The sequence below is a fragment of the Parajatrophihabitans canadensis genome (assembly GCF_053764775.1).
Map to the genome: position 1 here is coordinate 3,042,008 of NZ_CM132445.1, position 23,106 is coordinate 3,065,113.

Annotated in this window: 20 protein-coding genes; 14 read left to right on the forward strand and 6 right to left on the reverse strand. The window is 62.9% G+C overall.

From position 1 onward, the window contains the following. The first annotated feature begins 21 nt into the window (after window positions 1-21). The 10 genes from ACSMXN_RS14730 (at window position 22) to ACSMXN_RS14775 (ending at window position 10,607) form a co-directional block, all read left to right on the forward strand. Window positions 22-1,479: a VWA domain-containing protein gene (locus ACSMXN_RS14730; protein WP_022912230.1), complete on the forward strand. Its 1,458-nt coding sequence runs from the start codon at window positions 22-24 to the stop codon at window positions 1,477-1,479. Between the two features lie 235 nt (window positions 1,480-1,714). After that, on the forward strand, window positions 1,715-2,791 hold the full coding sequence (locus ACSMXN_RS14735) for an acyl-CoA dehydrogenase family protein (RefSeq protein ID WP_035943171.1): 1,077 nt from the start codon (window positions 1,715-1,717) through the stop codon (window positions 2,789-2,791). A 66-nt stretch (window positions 2,792-2,857) separates the two neighbouring features. Then, window positions 2,858-4,108, forward strand: coding sequence for an acyl-CoA dehydrogenase family protein (locus ACSMXN_RS14740; RefSeq protein ID WP_022912232.1), 1,251 nt, complete (start codon window positions 2,858-2,860; stop codon window positions 4,106-4,108). A 131-nt stretch (window positions 4,109-4,239) separates the two neighbouring features. Continuing rightward, complete coding sequence (locus ACSMXN_RS14745) at window positions 4,240-4,758, forward strand: FAS1-like dehydratase domain-containing protein (protein ID WP_022912233.1); 519 nt, start codon at window positions 4,240-4,242, stop codon at window positions 4,756-4,758. 28 nt (window positions 4,759-4,786) lie between these two features. Continuing rightward, complete coding sequence (locus ACSMXN_RS14750; RefSeq protein WP_022912234.1) at window positions 4,787-5,212, forward strand: MaoC/PaaZ C-terminal domain-containing protein; 426 nt, start codon at window positions 4,787-4,789, stop codon at window positions 5,210-5,212. A gap of 13 nt (window positions 5,213-5,225) precedes the next feature. Then, on the forward strand, window positions 5,226-6,293 hold the full coding sequence (locus ACSMXN_RS14755; protein ID WP_022912235.1) for a D-2-hydroxyacid dehydrogenase: 1,068 nt from the start codon (window positions 5,226-5,228) through the stop codon (window positions 6,291-6,293). A gap of 9 nt (window positions 6,294-6,302) precedes the next feature. Next, entirely contained in the window at window positions 6,303-7,481 is a 1,179-nt protein-coding gene (locus ACSMXN_RS14760; protein ID WP_022912236.1) for an acyl-CoA dehydrogenase family protein, read from the forward strand. An 11-nt stretch (window positions 7,482-7,492) separates the two neighbouring features. Further along, window positions 7,493-8,650, forward strand: coding sequence for an acyl-CoA dehydrogenase family protein (locus ACSMXN_RS14765; RefSeq protein WP_022912237.1), 1,158 nt, complete (start codon window positions 7,493-7,495; stop codon window positions 8,648-8,650). Between the two features lie 34 nt (window positions 8,651-8,684). Then, entirely contained in the window at window positions 8,685-9,620 is a 936-nt protein-coding gene (locus tag ACSMXN_RS14770) for a VOC family protein (RefSeq protein ID WP_196811160.1), read from the forward strand. A gap of 102 nt (window positions 9,621-9,722) precedes the next feature. Beyond that, window positions 9,723-10,607: an acyl-CoA thioesterase domain-containing protein gene (locus tag ACSMXN_RS14775; RefSeq protein WP_196811161.1), complete on the forward strand. Its 885-nt coding sequence runs from the start codon at window positions 9,723-9,725 to the stop codon at window positions 10,605-10,607. Here ACSMXN_RS14775 and ACSMXN_RS14780 read toward each other — a convergent pair whose 3' ends face one another. From ACSMXN_RS14780 to ACSMXN_RS14795, 4 genes are all read right to left on the reverse strand, one after another. Then, the gene (locus ACSMXN_RS14780) at window positions 10,608-11,408 is read right to left on the reverse strand and encodes an enoyl-CoA hydratase-related protein (RefSeq protein WP_022912240.1); all 801 of its coding nucleotides are present in this window, start codon (window positions 11,406-11,408) and stop codon (window positions 10,608-10,610) included. It lies immediately after the preceding gene. 31 nt (window positions 11,409-11,439) lie between these two features. After that, window positions 11,440-13,626, reverse strand: coding sequence for a heterodisulfide reductase-related iron-sulfur binding cluster (locus ACSMXN_RS14785; protein ID WP_455407596.1), 2,187 nt, complete (start codon window positions 13,624-13,626; stop codon window positions 11,440-11,442). A gap of 98 nt (window positions 13,627-13,724) precedes the next feature. Further along, a complete protein-coding gene (locus tag ACSMXN_RS14790) occupies window positions 13,725-14,051 on the reverse strand; it encodes a hypothetical protein (RefSeq protein ID WP_022913024.1) in 327 nt (108 codons plus the stop codon). 12 nt (window positions 14,052-14,063) lie between these two features. Next, window positions 14,064-15,500, reverse strand: coding sequence for a carboxyl transferase domain-containing protein (locus tag ACSMXN_RS14795; protein ID WP_022913023.1), 1,437 nt, complete (start codon window positions 15,498-15,500; stop codon window positions 14,064-14,066). A gap of 519 nt (window positions 15,501-16,019) precedes the next feature. Between ACSMXN_RS14795 and ACSMXN_RS14800 the strand changes: the two genes are divergently transcribed. The 4 genes from ACSMXN_RS14800 to ACSMXN_RS14815 all read left to right on the forward strand — a co-directional run bounded on the left by ACSMXN_RS14800 (window position 16,020) and on the right by ACSMXN_RS14815 (window position 20,799). Next, window positions 16,020-17,483, forward strand: a complete 1,464-nt coding sequence (locus ACSMXN_RS14800) for an NAD-dependent succinate-semialdehyde dehydrogenase (RefSeq protein WP_022913021.1) — start codon at window positions 16,020-16,022, stop codon at window positions 17,481-17,483. A gap of 31 nt (window positions 17,484-17,514) precedes the next feature. Further along, entirely contained in the window at window positions 17,515-18,795 is a 1,281-nt protein-coding gene (locus tag ACSMXN_RS14805) for an MBL fold metallo-hydrolase (protein WP_022913020.1), read from the forward strand. Window positions 18,796-18,981: 186 nt separating this feature from the next. Further along, window positions 18,982-19,281 carry a hypothetical protein gene (locus tag ACSMXN_RS14810; RefSeq protein ID WP_022913019.1) on the forward strand — a complete coding sequence of 100 codons (300 nt, stop codon included), beginning with the start codon at window positions 18,982-18,984 and terminating at the stop codon, window positions 19,279-19,281. Between the two features lie 15 nt (window positions 19,282-19,296). Further along, window positions 19,297-20,799 (forward strand): class I adenylate-forming enzyme family protein, encoded by a 1,503-nt coding sequence (locus tag ACSMXN_RS14815; RefSeq protein ID WP_022913018.1) that lies wholly within the window; start codon window positions 19,297-19,299, stop codon window positions 20,797-20,799. Window positions 20,800-20,881: 82 nt separating this feature from the next. Here ACSMXN_RS14815 and ACSMXN_RS14820 read toward each other — a convergent pair whose 3' ends face one another. Both ACSMXN_RS14820 and ACSMXN_RS14825 read right to left on the reverse strand, forming a co-directional pair. Further along, window positions 20,882-22,057, reverse strand: a complete 1,176-nt coding sequence (locus tag ACSMXN_RS14820) for a thiolase family protein (RefSeq protein WP_022913017.1) — start codon at window positions 22,055-22,057, stop codon at window positions 20,882-20,884. Window positions 22,058-22,262: 205 nt separating this feature from the next. After that, complete coding sequence (locus tag ACSMXN_RS14825) at window positions 22,263-22,919, reverse strand: TetR/AcrR family transcriptional regulator (RefSeq protein WP_155958334.1); 657 nt, start codon at window positions 22,917-22,919, stop codon at window positions 22,263-22,265. Window positions 22,920-23,106: the final 187 nt, after the last annotated feature.

Consider the following 23,106-nt stretch of genomic DNA (forward strand, 5'->3'; position numbering starts at 1 on the left):
AATGAGCTCAGGAGCCCGCACATGATCACGGTTGTCGAAGGGCTCATCGCGGAGCTGCGTAAGGTCGGCTTTCCGATTTCGGTGTCCGAGAACATCGACGCTGTGCAGGCGTTGCGTTACGTCGCACTCGACGATCGCGAGTCGGTGAAAACAGCTCTCGGCTCCGTGCTCGTCAAGGACAGCGAGCACGAATCGGCCTACGAGGCGATTTTTGATATCTACTTCGCGCTGCGGCGTCCCGAAGATGAGCTTGGCTCACTCGGCCAGGACGGTGGTTCCGAAGGCGAGGACCACGATGCCGAGGGTGAGGACGGCCTGGGCTCCCAAGGAGCAGGCGGTGCTGGCGGTGGTGGCGGCGGCGGCGCGTTGGATTCGCTCGATGACGCGGCGATCAGGCAGCTACTGATCGGCGCGCTGGAGAACGAACAGTCCATGCTCATCAAGATGATCGCCAACACCATGGTGACGCGCCACGCAGGCATTCAGCCGGGACGGGCGGTCGCCGGTACCTATTACCTGTACCGCACTATGCGAGCTGTTGATCCCGACCGCATCCTGACGACTCTGGTGTCGGGGCGCGAGCAGCGAGAAGGCGAAGCGACCGGGTTGAGCAGGCGACTCATGGTGGAGGAATACGAGCGTCGGCTGGCGCAATTCCAGCAGGAGATCGAGGCCGCGATCCGGCGCCGGCTGGTAGCCGATCGCGGCTCTGACGCCGTCGCCAAGACGCTACGCAAGCCGCTGCCAGAAGATGTTGACTTTCTCACTGCCTCGACGAAGCAGTTGGAAGAGGTGCGCGAGATTCTGGCACCGATGACGCGAAAACTGGCGGCGAAGCTGGCCGAGAAACGACGGCATCACCGTAAGGGCTCGCTCGACTTCCGCAAGACTGTGCGCCGGTCCATGTCAACCGGTGGCATTCCGCTGGTACCGGTGTTCCGCAAACCGCGCCCTTCCAAACCCGAGCTGTTCATCCTGGCCGACATCTCCGGCTCCGTCTCGACATTTGCCGCATTTACCCTGCAACTGACGTATGCCCTGCGGTCAGAGTTCAGCAAGGTGCGCAGCTTTGTCTTCGTCGACGGTATCGACGAGGTCACCGAGTTGCTGGCCCAGTCCGACAACATCGCGGAGGTAACCAAGCGGATCAATGCCGAAGGCCGCGGGGTGTGGCTGGACGGTAGATCTGACTACGGCAATGCCTTGGACACCTTCTGGGAACGCTTCGGCTCGACGCTCAAGCATCGAACGACAGTTCTGCTACTCGGCGACGCCCGCACGAACTATCACGCGACACGGGCTTCGGTGATCAAGGAAATAGCGCAGCAGGCAGGCAACGTCTTCTGGCTGAACCCTGAACCGAGACCCGCTTGGGACAGCGGCGATTCAGTGATGAAGGAGTACGCCAAATACTGCGACGGCGTCTTTGAATGCCGCAACGTCCGCCAGCTGAAGCACTTCATCGAGCAGCTCGGCTGAGCTCTGGCAAGCCCGTCGGCATCTCGAGAGCGATCGAGCCGAGTTCAAGCAGAATTGCCCCACACGCGGTCTTAGACGCTGTATAGGGGTGACATACCGGAAACCTGTCGCTAACAGCCCCAGGCGACACCGCGCCAGCTTGACCGGGGCCAGACCGGACTGTACAAACTTCAGTAATCGTCGAAATATCGATGATCGTCGGTAACCGACCTCCGTAGGGATATTGGTGAATAGCGTGACCGATCGCTTTGAGCTGCGGCTACAGGATTACTCACTCAGTGAGGACCAAGATTCGGTTCGCGATGCGTTCGGCGAGTTCTTCGCCAAAGAGTGCCCGAGTTCTGTCGTGCGTGCCGCTGAACCGCTGGGTTTCGACCAGGCGCTGTGGTCGAAGCTGCTCGGCATGGGCGTCACGTCGATGAGCTTGCCTGCAGCCCAGGGCGGCGATGATGCAACGCTGGTTGATCTGGTCCTGATCACCGAAGAACTCGGCCGTACGGTCGCCCCCGTACCGTTCATCTCGCACGTCGTCTGCACGCGTCTGCTGGCCGCCGCGGGTGCCGACACAGAGATACTTCAGTCTGCGGTCGAGGGACAAACCCTGGTCGCGCTCGCCTTCGACCAGGTGACTGACGCTGCCGCGCGCCAACTCGTTCCCGATGCCGCCATTGCCGGTGACGTCATCAGTTTCGAGCGTGCTCCCGATGACGGCGGTTCGCCCGAACTGCTCGTGCTGAACCGAGCGGGCCAGCCTCGCCCCCAGGTTGCCAACCAGGGCAGTACTCCCTTGGCTTGGTGGGATGCCGGCACCGCTGGCGACCGAATCGTGTTGGCCGAAGGCGCCACCGCTCGGAAGTTGCACGACCGGGCCGTCGCCGAGTGGAAATTACTGACAGCGGCCGCGCTGGTCGGCATGACCGACGCCGCACTGCAACTTGCGGTCGACTTCGCCAAGACTCGTCAGACGATGGGCGTGCCGATCGGCTCGCTTCAGGGGGTCTCGTTCCCGCTCGCCGACATCGCCATGGGCACGTCTGGTGCTCGTAACCTCATCTGGCGGGCTGCCTGGCTGGCCGAACACGAGCCTGACGAGCGCCCCGAGCTGGTTGCGATGGCCTTTGCCTACGCCGCGCGGATAGCCACCCACGGCACGACGACCGCCGCTCACCTTCAGGGTGGTCTCGGGTTCACCTCGGAGGCAGACGCGAGCCTTTACTTCTTGCGTGCGAAGGGTTGGAGCGTGCTCGGAGGCGATCCCAATCTCGACCTGATCAGCGTCGGCGACAGCCTCCTGGCGAACGTAGTCAGCTAGCAGGTTCAATCCGTTTCAACCATCGGGGTCCACACTGGGGACTCCTACTCGAAAGAGGCGATCGACGTGGACTTCAGCCGCTTGGAACTCACCGCGGAGCAGCAACAGTTCGCGAAGGAGGCGCGTGCGTTCTTCGAGGAGTACGTCACAGACGAGATCCGGGCCGAATCCCATCGCAGCGGAGACGGCTTCACCGAGAGCGTGCACCTCGCGCTCGGAGCCAGGGGCTGGCTCATGCCGGCGTGGCCGGTCGAACACGGTGGCGCGGGTCTGGACGCCGTCTGTGTGCGGATCCTGGAGCTGGAGATGGCCCGCTCGCGCTACGTGGACATTCCAATCGGCACGACCCGCCTGGTGTGGAGCGCCGTCGAGAAATACCTCGATCCGGAGCTGATGGCCGAGCTTCGTCCGCAGGTTGCCTCGGGTCACGTGCGGTTCTGCCTCGGCTACACCGATCCTGACGGCGGTTCCGATATCGCGAACTCCAAGCTTCGCGCCGTCCAGGACGGCGACGAATGGGTGCTGAACGGATCGAAGATCTTCACCACCGGCGCTCACCAGACGCAGTACACCTTCTTGATCACACGCACCGATCCAGATCTGCCCAAGCACAAGGGACTGACCATGTTTCTGGTCGATCTCTCCACCCCGGGCGTCGAGATCCAAGGTATTCATACGTTCGGCGACGAGCGTACGAACGTCGTGTACTACGGCGACGTCCGAATCTCTGACCGCTACCGGATGGGCGGCGTGAACGCAGGCTGGGCGGTGCTGCACGGACCTCTGGATGCCGAGCACAGCATCGGCGAGGAAACGTCCGGTCTGGACGACATCTCGATCGGGCGAAGCTTTCTGCGCCATCTCGAGCTCGCTCTCGATTCGGCAGCCGAATGGGCAACCACTGCGAAGCGTCCAGACGGAAGCCTGGCCGCTCAGGACAGTTCCGTTCGGCTACGACTGGGCAAAGTCGCGACCGAGGTCGAAGCGGGAATCAGCACGCCCGGCCCGATGGGACGGGTGCTGGGGTCTGAGGCATTGGTACGTGGTTCGGCCGAACTGATCGATCTCGTCGGGCCGTCGGCGCTACTGAATCCGGGTGCCGACGGCGCCACCGGATCGGGCAGTATCGACCACGCCCACCGCTTCGCTCAGGGCACCGCGACCTACGGCGGCACCGTCGAGGTGTTCCGCAACATCATCGCCCAGCACGTCCTCGGACTGCCGCAGATGGACTTTCCCGGCCGCAAGGTCTATCTGCCCGGCAAGCGCAATGAAGCGGGCCGATCCAACCCCGCGCGCGCGGGCTCATCGATGTGAGATGTCAGTCAGTATGTGGGCGGGCGGCGGCTTGACGTACTGTTCCCACTTCGATACTTCTATAGATGACGAAAAGGTTTCGTCGGGAGCCGACGTATGCCTTCAACCGCCCCTCGAGAGGCCGGTAGTTCATGCCTGAAAGCAACATTTCTGAAGCAATGCGCAACGCCATTGGCACTGAAGTTGGGCGTCGGGTCTCGTACCCGATCTCTGAGTCAGACATCCGGCGCTGGGCGATCGCCGTTTACTACCCGGAGGCGCCACCGGAGGAATACATCGACCCGGTAGCCGCCGAGAAGAGCCAGTACGGCGGAATCGTGGCCCCGCAGGAGTTCAATCCGTTCGCGTGGCTGGCAGCCGAAGAGCGCAAGGCCAAGGTCGAAGTCACCGGCAACGACCCGGACCGCAGCGAGAAGGTGCTCGGCATCCCTGGCCCTGGGCTCAAATTCATGCTCAACGGCGGGCTCGAGGTCGAGTACGGCGTACCGATGCGTCCCGGCGACGTGATCACCTCGGTCAGCCGGTTGGCCGACTATCGCGAAGCCGAAGGACGACTCGGCCTGATGCTGTTCACGGTGACCGAGGACGCCTGGACAAATCAGAAGGACGAGGTCGTCAAGCGCACCCGCGGCACGCTGATCCGCTACTAGCCGACCGAATCGAATCGAAGGGCACTTGATGACACAGACAGAGAACGCCCGCACGGCTGAGGTCGGCGACACTCTGCCGACTTTCCAGCGCACCACAGCGTTTCACAACTGGAACCGATACGCAGCGGTCAATGACGAGTTTGTGCCTATCCACATGGACGATGAGGCCGGCCGCGCCGCCGGGTATCCCACGGCGTTCGGCATGGGCAATCTCCAATGGTCATATCTGCACAACATGTTGCGTGGCTGGCTAGGCAACGATGGCCAGATCTCGAAACTGGGCGTTCAGTTCCGGGCCCCTAACACCAAGAACATGACGGTCACAGCACACGGCGTCATCTCCGGGATCAGAGAGGAAGCCGGCGCCAAGGTCATCGACCTCGAGGTATGGACCGAAAGCGACGAAGGCAAGAAACTCGCGCCGGGAACCGCCACCGTCACCCTGAATCCCTGATCGAGCGCTTTCCTTGTCGAAACAGCGGGGTTCGCAGTCGGTCAAGGGCCAAGACAAGCCCTTGACGATTGCTACGCTGTTTCCTTTCAAATTCCCGCCTGAATCGCTGCCGGCGACGATTGCCGACCGGCCGGTGCAAGTCCGGAGCGGGCGTTACCTCGACACCGCCGCCGCCCGCAACATAAAGGCCGCGGGCGCGCCGGAGTCGGTCATCCGGGCGAGTGAATCTCCGCTGGATGACCGGACGCGCACCGCGCTAGCCGAGGCTGAGGTCGTACTCGCGCTCGATCTTCCGCTGAGCACACCTGATCTCGCACCTCAACTGCAGTGGGTGCAGGCCTACGGTGCCGGTATCGGGCAGCTACTGACGTGTTTGTCCGGAGTGACGCTGACCAGCGCGGCGGGCGTCGGCTCGGCGGCAATTGCTGAGTTCGTCATCGCGCGCCTGCTCCAAGTCAACCGTCGGCTGCGCGACCTTGACGAGCGCCAGCGCGAGCGCGACTGGTCGAACATCCGAGGCGAGGAACTCGCCGGCAAGACCATGTTGCTCATCGGCCTCGGTGCGATCGGCTCGGACACTGCGCGCTTGGCCCGAGCCTTCGGCATGAAGCTGCTGGCGGTGCGACGCCGCCCAGAGCTGTCGGCGGGCGATCGTCTCGTCGACGAGGTTCACCCACCCTCAGCGTTGTTGGAACTACTCCCCCGCGCCGACGTCGTTGTGCTCTGCGCACCGGGTACTCGCAGCACTGACGGGATGATCGGCGAGCGGCAGCTGGCAAGCATGAAGCCCAACGCCGTATTGGTGAATGTCGCGCGCGGCGCGCTCATCGACGAACCGGCATTGATCCGTGCGCTGCATGAAGGTCGGCTCAGAGCAGCCGTGCTGGACGTGACAACGCAGGAACCGCTCCCGCCCGAACACGAGTTCTGGGGACTCGAGAACGTGTATCTGTCCCCGCACACGGCGACCTCGATGGACGGCTATCTGCCTCGGTTGCTGGACATCTTCATCGACAACCTTTCCCGCTATGCCAACGGTGAACCGCTGCTGAATGCCGTTGACCCCGCTTTCGGCTACTAGGAGTCAGCCATGGACGTCACGCTCACCACAGCACAACTCGATTGGCGCGAGGAAGTGCGCGACTTCCTTGATGCTGAACTTCCGACGAAATGGGAGAAGTCGACGGAGTTCAACGAAGCCGAGGACTTCTGGGAGTTCGCCGAGTCGTTCACGCGCAAGGTCTCGAGCAAAGGCTGGATTGGACTGACCTGGCCCAAGGAGTACGGCGGCCAGGGCCGACCTGCCATCGACCAGCTGATCTTCTCCGAGGAGATGACCTACCGCGAAGCACCGATCATGAACTCCATCGGCTGGGGTCTGGCCGCCGGTGCACTGCTCTACGGCGGCACTCACGAGCAAAAAGAGAAATTCCTGCCGCCCATCGCCCGAACCGAAGTCCGCTGGGCGGAGGGCTACACCGAGCCGGCGGCAGGCTCGGACCTCGCGTCTTTGTCGACACGGGCCGTCCGCGACGGAGACGAGTGGGTAATCAACGGCCAGAAGACCTTTACAACGTGGGGTAGTCACGCCGACGTCTTGTACCTGGCCGTTCGTACCGATCCGGACGCGCCCCGACACCGCGGAATCTCGATCTTCTGTTTTCCCCTCGACCAGCCAGGTGTCTCCTTCGGCCCGTTGCACAACCTCGGAGGTGGACGGCAGAACCACACCTACATTGACAACGCGCGCGTACCGCATGAAAACCTGATCGGTCGCGAAGGCCGCGGTTGGGATCTGATCATGGGCGGTTTCTACGGTGGCAACATCGGAGCCGCGTACATGGATGCCCAACGCAGACTGGACAAAGTTGTCGAATACTGCAAAGTGACCAAGCGCGGTGGACGCCTGCTGATCGACGACCCGATAGTTCGGGATCAGCTGGCCGAGATGGATCTGCTGGTCCAGTCCGAGCGGCTACTCACCTTCGAATCACTGTCCAACCTGCAGTCCGGACGTCCGCCGGTATACGCCGGATCGATAGGCACCGTCGTGCAGAAGGAGGCCATGCCGCGTTTCGCGGAATTGACGAACCTGATTGTCGGACCGCTGGGACAACTTGCCATCGGCTCGAAGTGGACGCCGATGGGCGACGACCCGAACGGCGGCCCCGAAGCATGGTTCCGCCACTCCTTCCGTAATCACGCAGGCGGCACGTCGCAGGTCAAGCGAATGGTTCTAGCCACTCGCGGCCTCGGCCTGCCCCGATAGGAGTCAGCCAAATGGATACCAATCTCGATGAGGATCAACTCGAGCTGGCCAAGATGGCCCGAAGCTTCTTCCAAGCGCGCTTCCCGATCAGCACGATTCGAGAGCTCGAGCAGTCCGAGGTCGGCTTTGCGCCGGAGGTGTGGCAAGAGATGGCCTCACTCGACTGGCTCCGGCTCGGCTACCCCGAGTCCGACGGTGGCGCGGGCGGCAGCGCGCTGGACCTGACGGTGCTTTACCAGGAGATGGGGCGTTCACTCGCACCCGTACCGCACCTGGAATCTTCGGTCATCGCAGGCGGCGCCCTACATGCTGCTGGCACGCCGTTCGCGCGCGATCTGCTGGAGCAGGTCTGGGCGGCGGACGCCCTCATCACGCCTGCGATCGTCGAGGCGGATGGATCATTCGGCCCCGAGGCGGTGACGTTGGCCGCCATTCCCGCTGCCACCGCCGACGGGAATGCCGGCGAACCCGGCGCGCTGAGCCTCACCGGTGACAAGCTGTTGGTGGCCTATGCCAACTCGGCAACGCACCTGATCGTGGCGGTGCGCACAGCTCAGGCCACGGACGAGGCCTCGGGGGTATCGCTGGTCGTTGTTCGGACCGACTCCCCCGGGCTGGCCCTGACGAGTCTGACGAACGTAGCCAGCGTTCCCCTTTACGCGGTGCGCTTCGATGCGGTCACCGTGCCAGCCGAAGCCGTCATCGGGCCGCTGAACCGCGGCTGGGAATTGCTGAACCCGGCGCTGGAGCGAGCCACTGTGCTGCGGGCCGCGCAAATTCAGGGAGCGGCCGAGCGACTGCTGGAGTATGCGGTCGAATACTCGACTCAGCGGTCACAATTCGGAAAGCCGATCGGTCAATACCAAGCAGTTCAATACCTTTGCTCGGACATCGCCATCAACAGCCACCTGACCTCGTTGTACGCGCGGTATGCCGCCGGACTGCTCGATGCCGGATTGCCTGCCGGCAAAGCGGTTTCGCAGGCTAAGGCGCAGGCCAACCGCACCGCGCGGTTGGCTCCCGAGCGGGCCCACGCCGTGCATGCCGGCATCGCCTTCATGCTCGATTTCGACGTGCAACTGTTCACCCGACGGTGCCGACACTGGGAATTGGATCTCGGTGACGACCGCTACCACCGCGAGCGCATCGCGACCGCACTCGCCGCATAACGCATCGCACAACCCCGATAAAAAGGAGTACAGCATGAGACGCCAGCAACTGAAGACCTCGCCTTACGGCTTGGGATCGATGATCCACACGGTGCATATGACCGACGATGTACCGGCGCTCAACAAGTTCTACGAAGAGGTTTTCGGCGGACTCATGTACATGGGTATCGACGAACCCAACTACCTGCCGCCGGAAGATCGTTGGGCGGGCCTGATCATCGTCAGTGACCTGTGCATCGAAACGATGGCACCCAACATGCCGGCAGACCCGCTCAAGCCGGTCGGCAAGTTCTACACCAAATTCGGTCAGCACCTGCATTCAGTCGGCTACAAAGTGGACGATCTCGTTGGTCTCGGTACTGAACTGATCAAAAAGGGTGTCTACATCGGCGCACCCGGCGGCGGCAAGATCGAGGAGATGGACCCTGAGACGGTCTACTTCTATCCGAGCCCGCGCGACACCAATGGCCTCATGGTGGAACTCTGCAAAACGGAAATGCGCAACGACCCCAGGTTGCTCGACACCTGGAGTTCGCAGGTCAAGTTCTGGGAGCTCAGCCATCCGCTCGGCATCAAGCGCCTCGCGTACCAGAGTCTGGGCGTCAAGGACCTGGCCGCCGCGGTGGATCGCTACGTCGACCTCTTCGAGGCCGTCAAGATCGACGAGGGCATCGACGACGCCGAAAAGGGCCGCTACCAGATTGTGCAGATGGGCGACTGTCTGCTCAGGCTGATCGAGCCGCTCGATCCGACGACACCGCTGGGCGAGCATGTCGCCAAGTGGGGCAACTTCATCTACAGCCTGACATTCCAGGTCAACGACCTGGATTCGGTTGAGAACTGGTTGGCAAAAAAGAACATCAGGACGACCCGATTGAGCGATCAAGTGGTCGCGGCAAATCCGGAAGACACTTTCGGAGCACCGTACTTCTTCTCGACGGCCTCGATTCCGAACGATCCGTTCGTCTAGATCGCAGTTCCGTAGTCCGGGCCTACCGCTGCTCTGGCGGTAGGCCCGGCACCGTTGCAAGATCACCGCGTTGCAAGATCACCGCGTTGCAAGATCACCGCGTTGCAAGATCACCGCGTTGCAAGATCACCGCGTTGCAAGGTCACCGACACGTCATCACGAGCGAAGCAGGTAGCCAAGATTTTCAAGGAACTTCTCGATCTCGAAGCCCTCTCTGCGGATCATTTCCGGGCGCGGTTACCCGAACCGTTGTCGGGCAACCCGCGCTTCTTCGGCGGCGCGCTGCTCGCCCTGACGACTCGCGCTGCCATGCTCACGGTGGACTCCGATCGTGTGCCGCACGCGATGCAGAACATCTTCATCAAAGCAGGCGATTCGACTAGACCGGCCGAACTCATCGTGCAGCGCACTGCCGACGGTGGGTCGTTCTCAAGCCGTACCGTGACCGTGGTTCAGGACGGGAAGCTTCGCTGCTCGGCGAATTTCTCCTTTCACCGGCCGGAGGCCGGTCAGGACGTCAACATGCCGATTCGCTCGGATGCCCCGAGCCCGGAGAGTGATTTCAAGCGGAATCCGGTTTTGGAAGGTGCGGTCATCACAGCCCCCTTCGAGGTGCGCGAGGTCGACGTCGCGGCTTTCAAAACCGGCAGCCCGCACGATACGAGCCGAATGTTGTGGGTGCGGCTCACCGAGCCGATCGCGGACGAGCAGCTGTTGCCGTGCATCGTGGCCTACATGTCAGATTTCGGTGCCACCATCGGCGCCAGAGTCATCGTCGGGGCGTCGTTCACCACGCCAGGCCTGTTCTTCAGTCTCAATCACAGCCTGTGGTGGCATCGCCCGATGCCGGCTGGGGAATGGATCCTGATCGACATGCGACCGCTCACCGCCGCCGGCTCGCGCGGCTTGGTCTCCATCACCATTCACTCCGAAGGCGGCCTGCACTTGGCCACCGTCGTGCAGGAAGCGTTGATGCGGGTCGACTGATCAGCGACGCTTCCATATTGGTGGCCGCTTCTCGGCGAACGCCGCGGCGCCTTCCTTGGCGTCTTCGGTCTGCAGGATCATGTCGAAGTACTTTTCCCGGAACAGCATCGCATGTTCCAGCGGCATGTTTGCGCCCACCCGAACTACGTGTTTGACATCCGCGACGGCGAGTGGCGGGTTGGCCGCGATGACCGCCGCCATCTCGTCCGCCTGCCTGAACAGGTCCTCGCGATCTTCAGCCAAGCCCTGGACGAGGCCGATCTGATAGGCCCGCTCCGCGGTTATCGGCTCGCCGGTGAGTGTCATCCGCAGCGCTTCGCCAATCGGAATCATCCTCGGCAGGTGGGTGGTGCCGGGACCTGCGATCAAACTACGTTTGACCTCCGGGATGGCAAACGAGGACTTCTTGGTGGCCAACCGAATATCGCACATCAACGTGAGCTCGCAGCCGCCCGCAAAAGCGTAGCCGTCAACTGCTGCGATGACGGGTTTGCTGCATTGGTCCAGTGACATCACCGACGGCCCGTCCGTGCGGGCTCCCGTTCGGCGCGGATCGTCGTCCGTGCCGACGAACTCGGTCATCTCCTTGAGATCGGCACCGGCGGAGAATGCCCGCCCACCCGCACCGCTGAGGATCGCGACATACAGGGAGTCGTCGCTGTCGAACTCCTGGAAGGCGCGCGGCACGGCACGTTGCAGCTCGAGGTTGAGCGCGTTCATCGCCTGCGGACGATTCAACGTGATGTAGCAAACTCCGTTGCGCGCCTCGTACAGCAAGCTGTCGGGTGGCTCGAACGTCATCTAGCGCACGCTCCGATTCAGGTTGAGCGACCTAACTGCCCTTGACGGATCGCAGGAGCAGTTGAGCCACGTCGCGGACTTCGACATTGTCAGGATCGATGGCATTGACACCGTCGGTAACCATCACGCGGCAGAACGGGCAGGCCACGGCAACGGTTTCGGCCTTCGTCGCGACCAATTCCTCGGCACGGTTGGCGTTGATCCGGGTACCGATCTTCTCTTCCATCCACATACGGGCACCGCCGGCCCCGCAGCAGAACGATCGTTCCTTCGAGCGTGGCGCCTCGGTGAGCGTCATCCCTGGCACGGACTCGATCAGCTCACGGGGCGGTTCGTACACCTGGTTGTGGCGACCGAGATAACACGGGTCGTGATAGGTGATCTTCTGCTCGATGCGCTCGACCGGCACCAGTCGCTTGTCGCGCACCAGGCGATTCAGCAACTGGGTGTGATGCACGACCTCGTACTCGCCGCCCAGCTGTGGATATTCGCGGCTCAAGGTGTTGAAGCAGTGCGGGCAGGTGACAACGATCCGCTTCGCGCCGGCCTCGTTGAGGACCTCGACGTTCTGCTGGGCGAGCATCTGGAACACGAACTCGTTACCCGAGCGGCGGGCGGAGTCGCCCGTACACGTTTCGCCTTCGCCCAGAACGGCGAAACTCACACCGGCGTGATGCAGTAGCTCGGCGACAGCTTGGGTCGTCTTCTTGGCCCGATCCTCGAACGCACCGGCACAACCGACCCAGAACAGGTAGTCGAACTCGGCAAGGTTCTCAGCCTGGACGCCGACCACGGGCACCTCGAAATCAAGGCCCTTCGCCCAGTCCATCCGGCCGGATTGCGCCATACCCCACGGGTTGCCCGGACCTTCAAGGTTTCGGAACAGGCCGTTGAGCTCGGACGGGAACTGGGATTCGATCAGGACCTGATAACGCCGCATGTCAACGATGTGATCGACATGTTCGATGTCAACAGGGCATTGCTCGACGCAGGCGCCGCACGTCGTACACGACCAGAGAACATCGGGGTCGATAACACCACCCGAGATCGAGTGACCGCCCTCGTTGAACTCCGCGACTCCGACCAGCGAGCGCTCGGCCTCCTTACGGGCGTCGTCGCCAACTGCCGCCAACGCCGTCTCATCGGCCGTCTCTCCCCCGGCGAGCAGATACGGCGCCTTGTTGTAGAGATGCTGGCGCAGATCCATGATGACGAGCTTGGGAGAAAGGGGCTTTCCGGTGTTCCAAGCAGGGCACTGAGACTGGCAGCGTCCGCATTCGGTGCAGGTGGTGAAATCGAGCAGGCCCTTCCAGGTGAAATGCTCGACCTGGCCGACGCCGAACAGATCGTCCTCGCCCGGGTCTTCGAAATTCACCAGCGCGCCGCGGCTGTACATCGGTTGCAGCGGGCCCAGGCTGGTAGCGCTGCTGCCCTCGGCAGCCTTGCGGGTCAAGGTGGTCACGCCCGGGTTGCGCTTGAAGAAGATGTTGGGGAAGGCGGCGAACCGGTGCCACGCAACCCCCATCGTCAGGTTCGAGGCGATGACGATGACCCAAGTGAACGAGATCACGATCTTGATCGCCGCGATCGCGTAGATCCAGTTATGCAGGGTCGATTCCGACGCACCGCGGAAGGCGGCAACCAACGGGTACGTCACGAGGTAGTGCGCCGAGTAGCTGGACACTCGGTCTTCGGCGCCCTCGAGGCCGCGAAGCAACGTGATGCAGATCGATACGCCCAGGATGACCGCCTCGACGAAGTAGGCCTGCCAGAACGTCGAACCCATGAACCGCGACTTACGCCCGAGACGCCGCGGATGATTCTTCTGCCGGACGATGATCAGGAAGAGGATTCCGAGAAAGGTCAAGGCCGAAAGCAGCTCGGTAAGGACGTCGAAGACGATCCAGTGGCCGATCCACGGTAGCGCGAACGTCGCATCGAACAACTGCCCGAAGGCGGTGACCAACGTCAGGAAAAGGAAGCCGAACCCGGTGAAGACGAACCAGTGCGCCACGCCGATATGCGACCACTTGAGCATCCGGGTGTGACCGAGTGACTCAGTGAGCATGGTGCGGGTTCGCGCGGGGTAGTTGTTCTGCCGAGTCGCGCTGGGCTGGCCCAGCTTGAGCACTCGAATGAAACTCCGGATCGCCCGCGCGACCAGAGCTATGGCAACGGCGGTGATGCCGAGAGCCACAACGATCGCGACGTACTGCATGAAAACTCCAGGGGTCGGGGCATGACGATGTGACCTCTAGTTGTACCGCACCCTAGGGACAGAGCGGTGCAACGAGAGATCACAGGACAGGTACAGAGCTACAGCCCTTGAGCCCAAACGAGCGCGGGCGGGTTGGACGTAACGTCCATGGTGTTCGTGGGATCCAGCTTGCCGCCCTTGCCTGCCGCCCCCAAAGCCGCAGCATCAGCCGCGACATCGCTACTGTCCATCTCGTAAATGGCGACGAATCGGACGTCCTGGCTCGCGCCGGTCGGATCGACGACGCGGTAGCGGGTCACATCCGTGATCGAGGGAACGGCAGCGCGGACTTGGCCGATGTGAGTGTTTTCATACCAGTCGTGGAACGCAGGCTCTTCTTCCGGGCTGGTGGGGCTCGAGTAGGCGATCAAGACGGCCTTTGCCATTGGATCCTCCGATCAGGGGGTGTTAAGCGCACGGCGGGTCGCCGCAGACGCTCGGGTGTTTCGATAGCCGATTTCGGCCGTGGTGAGGGCGGCCACCACGGCTTCGCGAACTTGGCGAATGGCGTCCGTGTGGTCCTCGTCGATGATCGAATCCGCGACGCGCAGGTTCACAAGGTCGATCGGCAGGATGCGCAAGGCTTCTGCAAGCTCGGCGGCACGGCCCGAATCGCGGTAGAGAATAGCCGCACCCGCCTGCGGACCGATCACTGAGAACACCGATCCACTCAGAAGCATGAAGCGGTCCGCGTGGGCCAACGCCATTGCGCCACCGCTACCGCCCTCGCCGACGCACAGGGCGACGGAGGGAGCTTCGAGCTCGGCCATGCTCAGCAGAGTACGGGCAATTTCGCCCGCGATGCCGTCAGCTTCAGCGGCAGGTCCCGGCTCGGCACCAGGTGTGTCGATGAGCGTCAGTACCGGAATGGAAAGCCGACTAGCCAGCCGGATAGCGCGCTGGGCCAACCTGAACGCCGCTGGGCTCTGCCGCGCCGCCGCGTCACCGTACGCGTGACGATCCATCGCCACGACCATGACCCGCAGGCCGCCGATCGTGCTGAGACCCGCACGGATCGTCGGGTCGCTGCCGCGCAGTTCGACCCAGCCGTCGGTCAGCCAGGCCGCCCACTCCAACCCGGACGGGCGGAATTGGGACCGCACAGTTTGCAGGACCTCCCACGCGTTGGTGGAGGCGATGGCCGGACCGGGCCGGCGCGGCCGTCCGCCTGGCAGGGCAAGCGGTTCGGCGGCTCCCGGTGTCAGCGCCGCAGCGAACCAACCGAGCTGCTGCTCGGGAGTGACGAGCGCATCCACCAAGCCATGGGTATAAGCGGATTCGGCCGTGTGGGAGTCGGCGGGCGGGAAACTGCCGGTCACTTCGGCGACCACCCGAGGGCCCCCGAAGCCGATCGTGGAACCCGGCTGCGCGCCCCGGATGTCGGCCAGTGAAGCCCAGGAGGAGTAGACGCCACCGGTGGTGTGCGGCGTGTAGACGGCAGCCCACAGCAGACCGGCTCGCGCAAACTCGCTGACCGCGGTCGTCGTGCGAGCCATCTGGATGAGCGAGACCATGCCTTCCTGCAGCCGCGCACCGCCGCTGGCCACAACCGCAGCCAGCGGTAGCCGCTGGTCAGCCGCTCGGCCGAAGGCTCGGACGATTCGCTCGCCGGTCACCGCGCCCATGGTGCCGCCGTGCCGGTCGAATCGGCACTCGATCACCGCGATCTGAGTGTCGCCGAGTTTGGCGACGCCGGTGCGTACGGACTCGTCGTCCGGCTTCGGCGGTTGATATCCGGGGAATCCGAGAGGGTCAGCCGAACTGAGGTCGGTGTCCCACTCCTCGATCAGGTTCAGGTCAGACACGGGGCTGCCGGTTCCGAGCTCAGCAGTCATGGCCGAAAACAGGCTCGGCGTTAACGTTGGGCGCGCATGCCGCTGCCGCGCAAGCCGCTGCCACGCATGCCTTTATGACGCATCGCCCCGAGCGCTGCTTGACGTCCACGAAGTTCTCTTCTCTGGTAGCAGATAGCTGTGGTGCCATTCGATGACCTGTGGTGCCATTCGACAACTAGGTGGCCGGATCGACGATCACCGCAGCCGTTGCTAACGACAACTATGCCTCACAAGAGCCGCCAAGATTCGACGGTTTGATAGATCTCGATCCGTCAGGAGAATAGCGGGCGGTCTGGCGAGGGTCAACGCTCGTGAGATTGAGCACGACGGCCGCCCGGTTAGGCCCTCCGGTCGGCACACAAATGGACGGCCGCACAGACGGATTCTGCCCACAAGGCATAGCGGGGCTGTTGGAAAAATACTAAGTTGGTTGTAGAAATATCAATCTAACTGCTGCCGTTACGTGCAGCCCAGCGGCGAAGCGGTGCCCGCGACGCCTTGTGACTTCTCGGAGAGTGCATGATCGACAACGGTCTCAACGGCGCGCCCGCCTCGCTCTACATCAACGGTGCCTGGGTACCAGCAGCCAGCGCGGCCAGCTTCGAAGTCCGAAATCCCGCCGACGGCAGTCTCCTCGGACGAGTTTCGGACGCGGCTCCGGCGGATGCCGCTCAGGCCGTCGAGGCAGCCGCCACCGCTTTCCTCACCTGGTCTCAAACCACCGCCTACGAGCGGGCCGCCTACCTCTCCGACGCCTACCGCCTCATGACCGAACGCGCGGAGGACTTCGCCCAGCTCATGACCCGCGAGCAAGGCAAGCCACTGAAGATGGCTCGTAACGAGGTTCGGTATGCGGCGGACTTCCTGCTCTGGTACGCCGAGGAAGCCAAGCGCATTTACGGCACGACGATCCCGTCGAACAAGGCTGATCAACGCTTCATCGTGGCTCGCGCGCCGCTTGGCGTCGTCGCCGCGGTCACCCCCTGGAACTACCCCGTTTCGATGATCACCCGCAAACTCGCGCCCGCGCTGGCCGCCGGTTGCACCATCGTGCTCAAACCGGCTGAGCAGACCCCGCTGTGCGCCGCGGCCGTCATCGATCTGTTCCACGAGCTCGGCCTACCGGCCGGCGTTGCCAATCTGGTTCCCACCAGCACGCCCGAACCGGTGGTCGATGTCATTCTGGAACACCCGGCGGTGCGCAAGCTCACCTTCACCGGCTCTACCGAAACGGGCACGCTGCTCAACACCAAGGCGGCCGCCAGCGTAAAGCGGGTATCTCTCGAGCTCGGCGGTCACGCCCCGTTCATCGTCTTCTCCGACGCCGACCCGGTACACGCGGCCAAGGGCGCGACTCTCGTCAAGTTCTTGAACACCGGTCAGGCCTGCATCTGCCCCAACCGCATCTACGTCCATCGCTCACTGGTTGACGATTTCACGGCGACCATGGTCAGCCGCGTCAACAATCTCAGTCTTGGCAACGGGCTCGATCCCAAGAGCAGCGTCGGACCCTTGATCGACGAACACGCCATGGCCAAGATGCACCGGCAGGTGACCGACGCCACCGACAAGGGCGCAAAGGTTCTGACTGGCGGCGAGCAACTGAGCGAAGGCGATTACGCCGGTGGCCAGTTCTATGCACCCACCGTCATCACCAACGTCACGCCTGACATGGACATCTACTACGAGGAGACGTTCGGCCCGATCGCTGCGGTCATTCCGTTCGACGACGATGACGATGCGGTGAAGCTGGCCAACGACACCACGTACGGCCTGGCCGCTTACGTCTACACAAACAACCTCAGCCGGGCGTTGCGGACGGCCGAACAGCTGAACTTCGGCATTATCGGCATCAACGACATCAACCCCACCAGCGCGGCGGCGCCGTTCGGTGGTACCAAACACTCCGGACTCGGGCGCGAAGGCGGCCCGCAAGGCATCGACGAGTACCTCGACACCAAGCTCATCGGAATCGGACTCTGATCGCCAGCGGATTTTGATCGAATCGGTCTTGATGAATTCCCCCGAACTCCGCATCACCGGACACGCGCAACACCAAGCCTGGCAAGCGAGAATCGCTCCGCCTGTCGAGCTTGTACGTCCCGGTCTTTGGTCGATACCGGTGCCGATACCCGACAGTCCGCTGCGATACGTCCTTGTCTACGCGATGGAATTGCCCACCGGCCTGGCGATCGTCGATGCGGGTTGGCCGACTGATACGGCCTGGCAGGCATTGGTGAGCGGGTTAGCCGGCATCGGTTTCGGCATCGAAGACGTGCGTGCCGTGCTCATCTCGCACGCCCATCACGATCACCACGGCCTAGCGGGGCGGGTGCGGGAGGCCAGCGGCGCCTGGATCGGGATGCACCCGGCAGAAGCTGCGACCCTGCAACGCGATGCGGTCGAGGCGCCGCCCGCTGCGCCCTGGTCGGAAATGATGCAGGCCTGGTCAGTCCGGCGGGGTGCCCCTGAAGCCGAGGTCCGTCAGTTCGATGCGCTCCGGACGCAACGCCCGGAGCTGCCGCCGCTGGCCCAACCCGATGTGCTGATCGAGGATGGCGCCTTTCCATTGGGTGAATCCATAGGCGTCCAGGCAATCTGGACACCGGGCCACACGCCCGGACACCTCTGTTTCTTCGACCGGTCTCGCGATCTGATGCTCACCGGCGACCATGTGTTGCCCCGAATCAGCCCGAATATCTCATTGCATGCCCGCGCCGAGGGCGATCCCCTGCGGCAGTACCTGGCCTCCTTGAAGGCGATCTCGCACTGGGAACCGAGCGAGGTGCTTCCGGCACATGAATATCGCTTCAGCGGACTGTGGTCACGGGCTCATCAGCTGATCGAGCACCATCACCACCGTTTCGAAGAGATTCAGGCGGCAGTCGAGGCGATGCCCGGCGCAACCACCTGGGCCATCGCCGAGCGACTCACCTGGTCGCGAAGCTGGGCAGAAACGACCGGCGGTCTGCGGTGGTCGGCTGTGGGCGAGACGCTCGCTCACCTGGTGTACCTGGCCAATGAAGGTTGCGTCGTCGACAAAGGCGGCGTGCTCTCCCCGGACTCGACGGCCGAATCCGGTGTCGATTCCTGGTTCAGCACCGACACGCCCTATGACCCGGCTCAACACGACGTCTGGGCTTATGCCGAGCGAGCTGCTGGATCGCCGGATGGTGGCTTACCGAATAGTGGCTTACCGGATGCTGGCTTACCGGATATTGGGGTGCCGCTGGTTGACGGCACCGCGCCACTTACGATGTACGATAGCCCCCGCTCTAAGGGTAGACCCGGGTGATGCCGGTTGATCGTTCTGTGCGCCGCTTTCCGTAGTCCAGTCCTGTCGTTCGCAAGCCGCAATCGTAAGTCGAATACAAGAGATTCTCCGTAGCCAAAGTCGGCAAACTGGACAGCAGTATTCAGCCACAAATTGCTTACAAAACCCGTCAGATCACAAGAAGCTGTAGATATCGAAGGAGTCATCGTGGGATTGAAGGTCGGTAGCCGGCTGCGCGCACAGAATTCGTCGTGCGAGGTCATCGTTGTCAAGGGTTCGGATTCGGATGCGGTCCTGCTGTGCGCCGGTGTGGAGATGGCCCTCACCGCTGCTCCGGAGGGTACAAGTCAGGTGACGGAGGGTCCGAGCGTAGAGCTGGGCAAGCGCTACAGCGACGACGAATCCGGCATCGAGATTCTGTGCACCAAATCAGGTCTCGGTCCATTGAGTTTCGAAGGTCGCGAGCTGGGTCAGAAGTCCGCCAAGCCGCTGCCTGCCTCCGACTGATAAGCGGGCCACCAGATGAATCTGACCATGCTTTTGGACATGGTGTCCGAAGGGATGCCTGACCGGGTGCTGATCGGTGATGCCAAAACCGGTCTTACCGCGGCCCAGCTGAAGGACCAGGCGGTGGCGGCGAGTGCGTTCATCACCGCTCAGGAAGTCGACACCGTCGTATTCCTCGGTGGTAATGGCCCGGTGTTCCCCGTGGCACTCTTTGCGGCGGCGTATGCGGGGCTGCCATTCCTTCCGTTGAACTACCGCCTCAGCAATGAGCAGCTGGAAGAAATACTTTCTCGGCAGTCCAACCCTCTGATCATCACCGACAGTCCCGACCGCGCCGGGGACCGTAACGCGGTCACCGATGTCGATTTCATCGGCCACGCAAACCAGACTGTGGCCGAACCGGTATTCATCGACTTCGACCCGGACTCGATCGCGGTGCTGCTGATGACCAGCGGTACGACGGCCGCTCCGAAGAGCGCTGTGCTGCGCCACACGCACCTGACGTCGTACATCCTCGGCTCGGTGGAATTCATGTCCGCGGAAGAGACGGACGCCACGATCGTCAGCGTGCCGCCCTACCACATCGCGGCCGTCGCAAACCTGCTCTCAAATCTGTACGCGGGTCGACGGATCTTCTATCTGGACCAGTTCACGGCTGCCGATTGGATCGCAACGGTTCAGGACCAAGGCATCACCAATGCGATGGTCGTGCCGACGATGCTCGTGCGCATTGTGGATGAATTGAAGCGCACCGGTCAGGAGGGTCCGCCAAGTCTGCGCGCGATGTCCTACGGCGGCGCGAAGATCTCGCCCAATGTCTTGAGCGAGGCCCTCAGGTTGTTCCCGAACACGGGTTTCGTCAACGCCTACGGCCTGACCGAGACCGCATCCTCGATCGCGGTGCTCGGGCCCGACGACCACCGCGACTCGGTCGCAAGTACCGACCCGGCAATCAAGGCCAGGCTCGGCTCAGTCGGAAGGGCGCTGCCCAGTGTCGAGATCGAGGTCCACGACCTCGACGGCAACAGTGCTCCGCCCGGAGAAGTCGGCGACATCATGGTTCGAGGGCCGCAGGTTGCTGGGGAATACCTCGAGGCGGGCAGCCGTATCGACGCCAATGGCTGGTTCCCGACCCGGGACCGAGGCTGGATCGATGAGGGTGGCTTCATTTTCGTGCAGGGACGCTCAGATGACACCATCATCCGGGGTGGCGAGAACATCGCACCCTCGGAAATCGAAGACGTCCTGTCCGCACACGAATGGGTTGCCGACTGCGCCATCGTGGGGATCCCTGACGAGGAGTGGGGCCAGCGGATCGCCGCATTCGTCGTACCCGTACCTGGTTTCGAGCTCGATGCAGGCACCCTCAGAGAGTGGGTGCGCGCCAAGCTGCGTAGCGCCAAGACGCCCGATGAGATAATTTTCCTCGACGAATTGCCTACCACCCAGACCGGAAAAGTACTCCGCCGTAATTTGGTGCGCATGGTGGTCGAGGGGCTCCCTGCCCCGCCGGAATAGCTGCCACATCAAAGATCCCGGTCAGACCTTGCTAGGTCTGACCGGGATCTTTGCGTATTGGCCCTAGACCGAAGTCTGTCTCTCAGACCTCGATGAGGACCGCGCCACCCTGGCCGCCGCCAGCGCACATCGCCGCTACGCCGAGGCCGCCACCGCGTCGTTGCAGTTCATAGATCAGCGTGTTGATCATCCGGGCACCTGAGGCAGCGACCGGATGACCGATGCTGCAACCACTGCCGCTGAAGTTCACCAGCTCCTCGTCCAGGCCGAATTCCTTACAGGCAGCGACGGGAACGGACGCAAACGCCTCGTTGATCTCCCACAACGCGATGTCTTGGACCGACTTGCCGCCACGCTCGAGCACCTTGGTGATGGCGCGAAGGGCGCCAAGACCCATAAGTGCCGGGTCTATGCCGGCGGCCGACCAGGCCAGCACCTTGGCCATCGAGTTCAGCCCTTCGGCCGCGGCGAGCTCGGAGCTCGTTATCGCGACTGCGGCAGCGGCATCGTTGACGCCGCTGGCGTTGCCTGCCGTGATGGAGAAACCCGGGATCTCGGGGTGCAGGACCTTCAACGACGCGAGCTTCTCCAACGTGCTGTCGCGACGGGGGTGCTCGTCAACGGCGAACTCGACAATTGCACCGCTGGCGTCCTGAACCTTGATCGGTACGATCTCGTCCACGAACTTGCCCGCGTCAATGGCTGCGATGGCACGCATGTGCGAGCGCCAAGCCCAATGATCCATCTCTTCGCGGGTGATTCCGGCCGCTTTCGCGGTGTTCCAGCCGACCGAGATCGACATGTCCCGGTTCGGCGCCTCGGCCGAGTCAGGATGTGTGGGGGGCATCCAATTCTCGATGAACTGATCGGTCGTACCGAGAACGCGGCTGCGCATCTGTGGCGAGGCGGAGCTCGCCTGGACGCCGCCTGCGATGACAGCCTGCTCCATTCCGGCACGGATGCCGGCAGAGGCATTCCCGATCGCGGTCAGGCTGCCCGCGCAGTGCCGGTTGACGGCCTGCCCGGGGACGCTGAGCATGCCGTTCACGACAGCGGCGTACCGAGCCAGATCACCGCCACCGTAGCCTGATTCGGCGAAGATCACGTCGTCGAAGCGCGTTGGATCCAGACCTGAACGGCGCACCGTCTCATGCAGGATGAGGGTGGCCAGTTCCTCACCACTGGTATTGGCGAGCGTTCCTTTGCGGGCGGTACCCACCGCGGTTCGTGCGGCACTCACGATGATGGCGTCTGACACGTTGACCTCTCAGAGTTTGAGGACGGCGCCAAAGCCTTACAGTGCTGCGGCGCCGTGTGCTGTTAAAGGCTGCACACCTTGCTAACGCTCAACGATACGTCGGTTCATCCCGGCTGCGGCGTTTATCTGAATCGGGATTCGGAGCGTTGCGGGATTGCAAGAGGCCACGAAGGTATGCCGACGGGGCTGATCTGGGCGGATGCCGTCAGCTCCTGAGGCGATGAACCGCGCGCGGGGTCGCTGACGGTGCCACGGACAGGGCGGCCGCGCGACAGAATCGCATGACGTGCTCGACAGCTTCTTCTCGTGAGAACCCGAATCGGCCGTCCCGGCAGCGCCGAATGGTCTCGGTGCAGATCGCGTAGATCGTGACCGCGTCGGCCGCCGGGTCGGTCGCCGGAAGGCTTCCGTCCGCAAGGCCCTGTTCGAGTGCTTCGAGCAAGGGCGCACTCATGATCTGGACGAAATAGTCATGGTCAGCGACCACACGATCAGAAGAGGCGATCGCGGCATCGAGCATGGCAAGGCGCTGGGCTCGGCGGGAATCGAAGACGGTACTGAGCATCTCCTCGACCCAGACCCGGACGGCTTCCCAAGGCGTATCGGCCGCCGCCATTCGGTTTCGGATGCGGACCGTGGCACGCTCGGCGTCACGACGGTGAATCGCCATGATCAGCTCGCTCTTGGAGGTGAAATGGCGGTAGAAAGCGCGTGTGGACAGGCCCGCTTCGTCTAAGATGTCGTTGAGGGTTGCGTCGTGAAAGTCGTTGCGCTTCATAACCGACACCGCAGCGTCCAGCAGCATCTGCAACTCGGTCGCCAAGTCGTAGTGGCGAGGTCGTCCTCTGCCGGCCGTAGTCACCACGCAAGTTTACGAGGGATGTCCAACATGCAACGGCGAACACCGGGAATTTTCTGACATCTCGACCAGCTGAACCTACCGTACGGTGTAAAGTTAGCTAAGCGTGTCAGCCAGCTCGCCAGTTAGTCCCCGCGTGCGGTGGGTCGTTCGAACTCAATACGCTATGTGCGCCCAGCGGATCAGCCCG

Excerpts from the sequence above, each read along its gene's own strand:
- ACSMXN_RS14730 (WP_022912230.1), top strand. The coding sequence starts at position 22 with ATGATCACGGTTGTCGAAGGGCTCATCGCGGAGCTGCGTAAGGTCGGC.
- ACSMXN_RS14745 (WP_022912233.1), top strand. The coding sequence starts at position 4,240 with ATGCCTGAAAGCAACATTTCTGAAGCAATGCGCAACGCCATTGGCACT.
- ACSMXN_RS14750 (WP_022912234.1), top strand. The coding sequence starts at position 4,787 with ATGACACAGACAGAGAACGCCCGCACGGCTGAGGTCGGCGACACTCTG.
- ACSMXN_RS14760 (WP_022912236.1), top strand. The coding sequence starts at position 6,303 with ATGGACGTCACGCTCACCACAGCACAACTCGATTGGCGCGAGGAAGTG.
- ACSMXN_RS14765 (WP_022912237.1), top strand. The coding sequence starts at position 7,493 with ATGGATACCAATCTCGATGAGGATCAACTCGAGCTGGCCAAGATGGCC.
- ACSMXN_RS14770 (WP_196811160.1), top strand. The coding sequence starts at position 8,685 with ATGAGACGCCAGCAACTGAAGACCTCGCCTTACGGCTTGGGATCGATG.
- ACSMXN_RS14780 (WP_022912240.1), bottom strand. The coding sequence starts at position 11,408 with ATGACGTTCGAGCCACCCGACAGCTTGCTGTACGAGGCGCGCAACGGA.
- ACSMXN_RS14785 (WP_455407596.1), bottom strand. The coding sequence starts at position 13,626 with ATGCAGTACGTCGCGATCGTTGTGGCTCTCGGCATCACCGCCGTTGCC.
- ACSMXN_RS14790 (WP_022913024.1), bottom strand. The coding sequence starts at position 14,051 with ATGGCAAAGGCCGTCTTGATCGCCTACTCGAGCCCCACCAGCCCGGAA.
- ACSMXN_RS14795 (WP_022913023.1), bottom strand. The coding sequence starts at position 15,500 with ATGACTGCTGAGCTCGGAACCGGCAGCCCCGTGTCTGACCTGAACCTG.
- ACSMXN_RS14800 (WP_022913021.1), top strand. The coding sequence starts at position 16,020 with ATGATCGACAACGGTCTCAACGGCGCGCCCGCCTCGCTCTACATCAAC.
- ACSMXN_RS14805 (WP_022913020.1), top strand. The coding sequence starts at position 17,515 with ATGAATTCCCCCGAACTCCGCATCACCGGACACGCGCAACACCAAGCC.
- ACSMXN_RS14815 (WP_022913018.1), top strand. The coding sequence starts at position 19,297 with ATGAATCTGACCATGCTTTTGGACATGGTGTCCGAAGGGATGCCTGAC.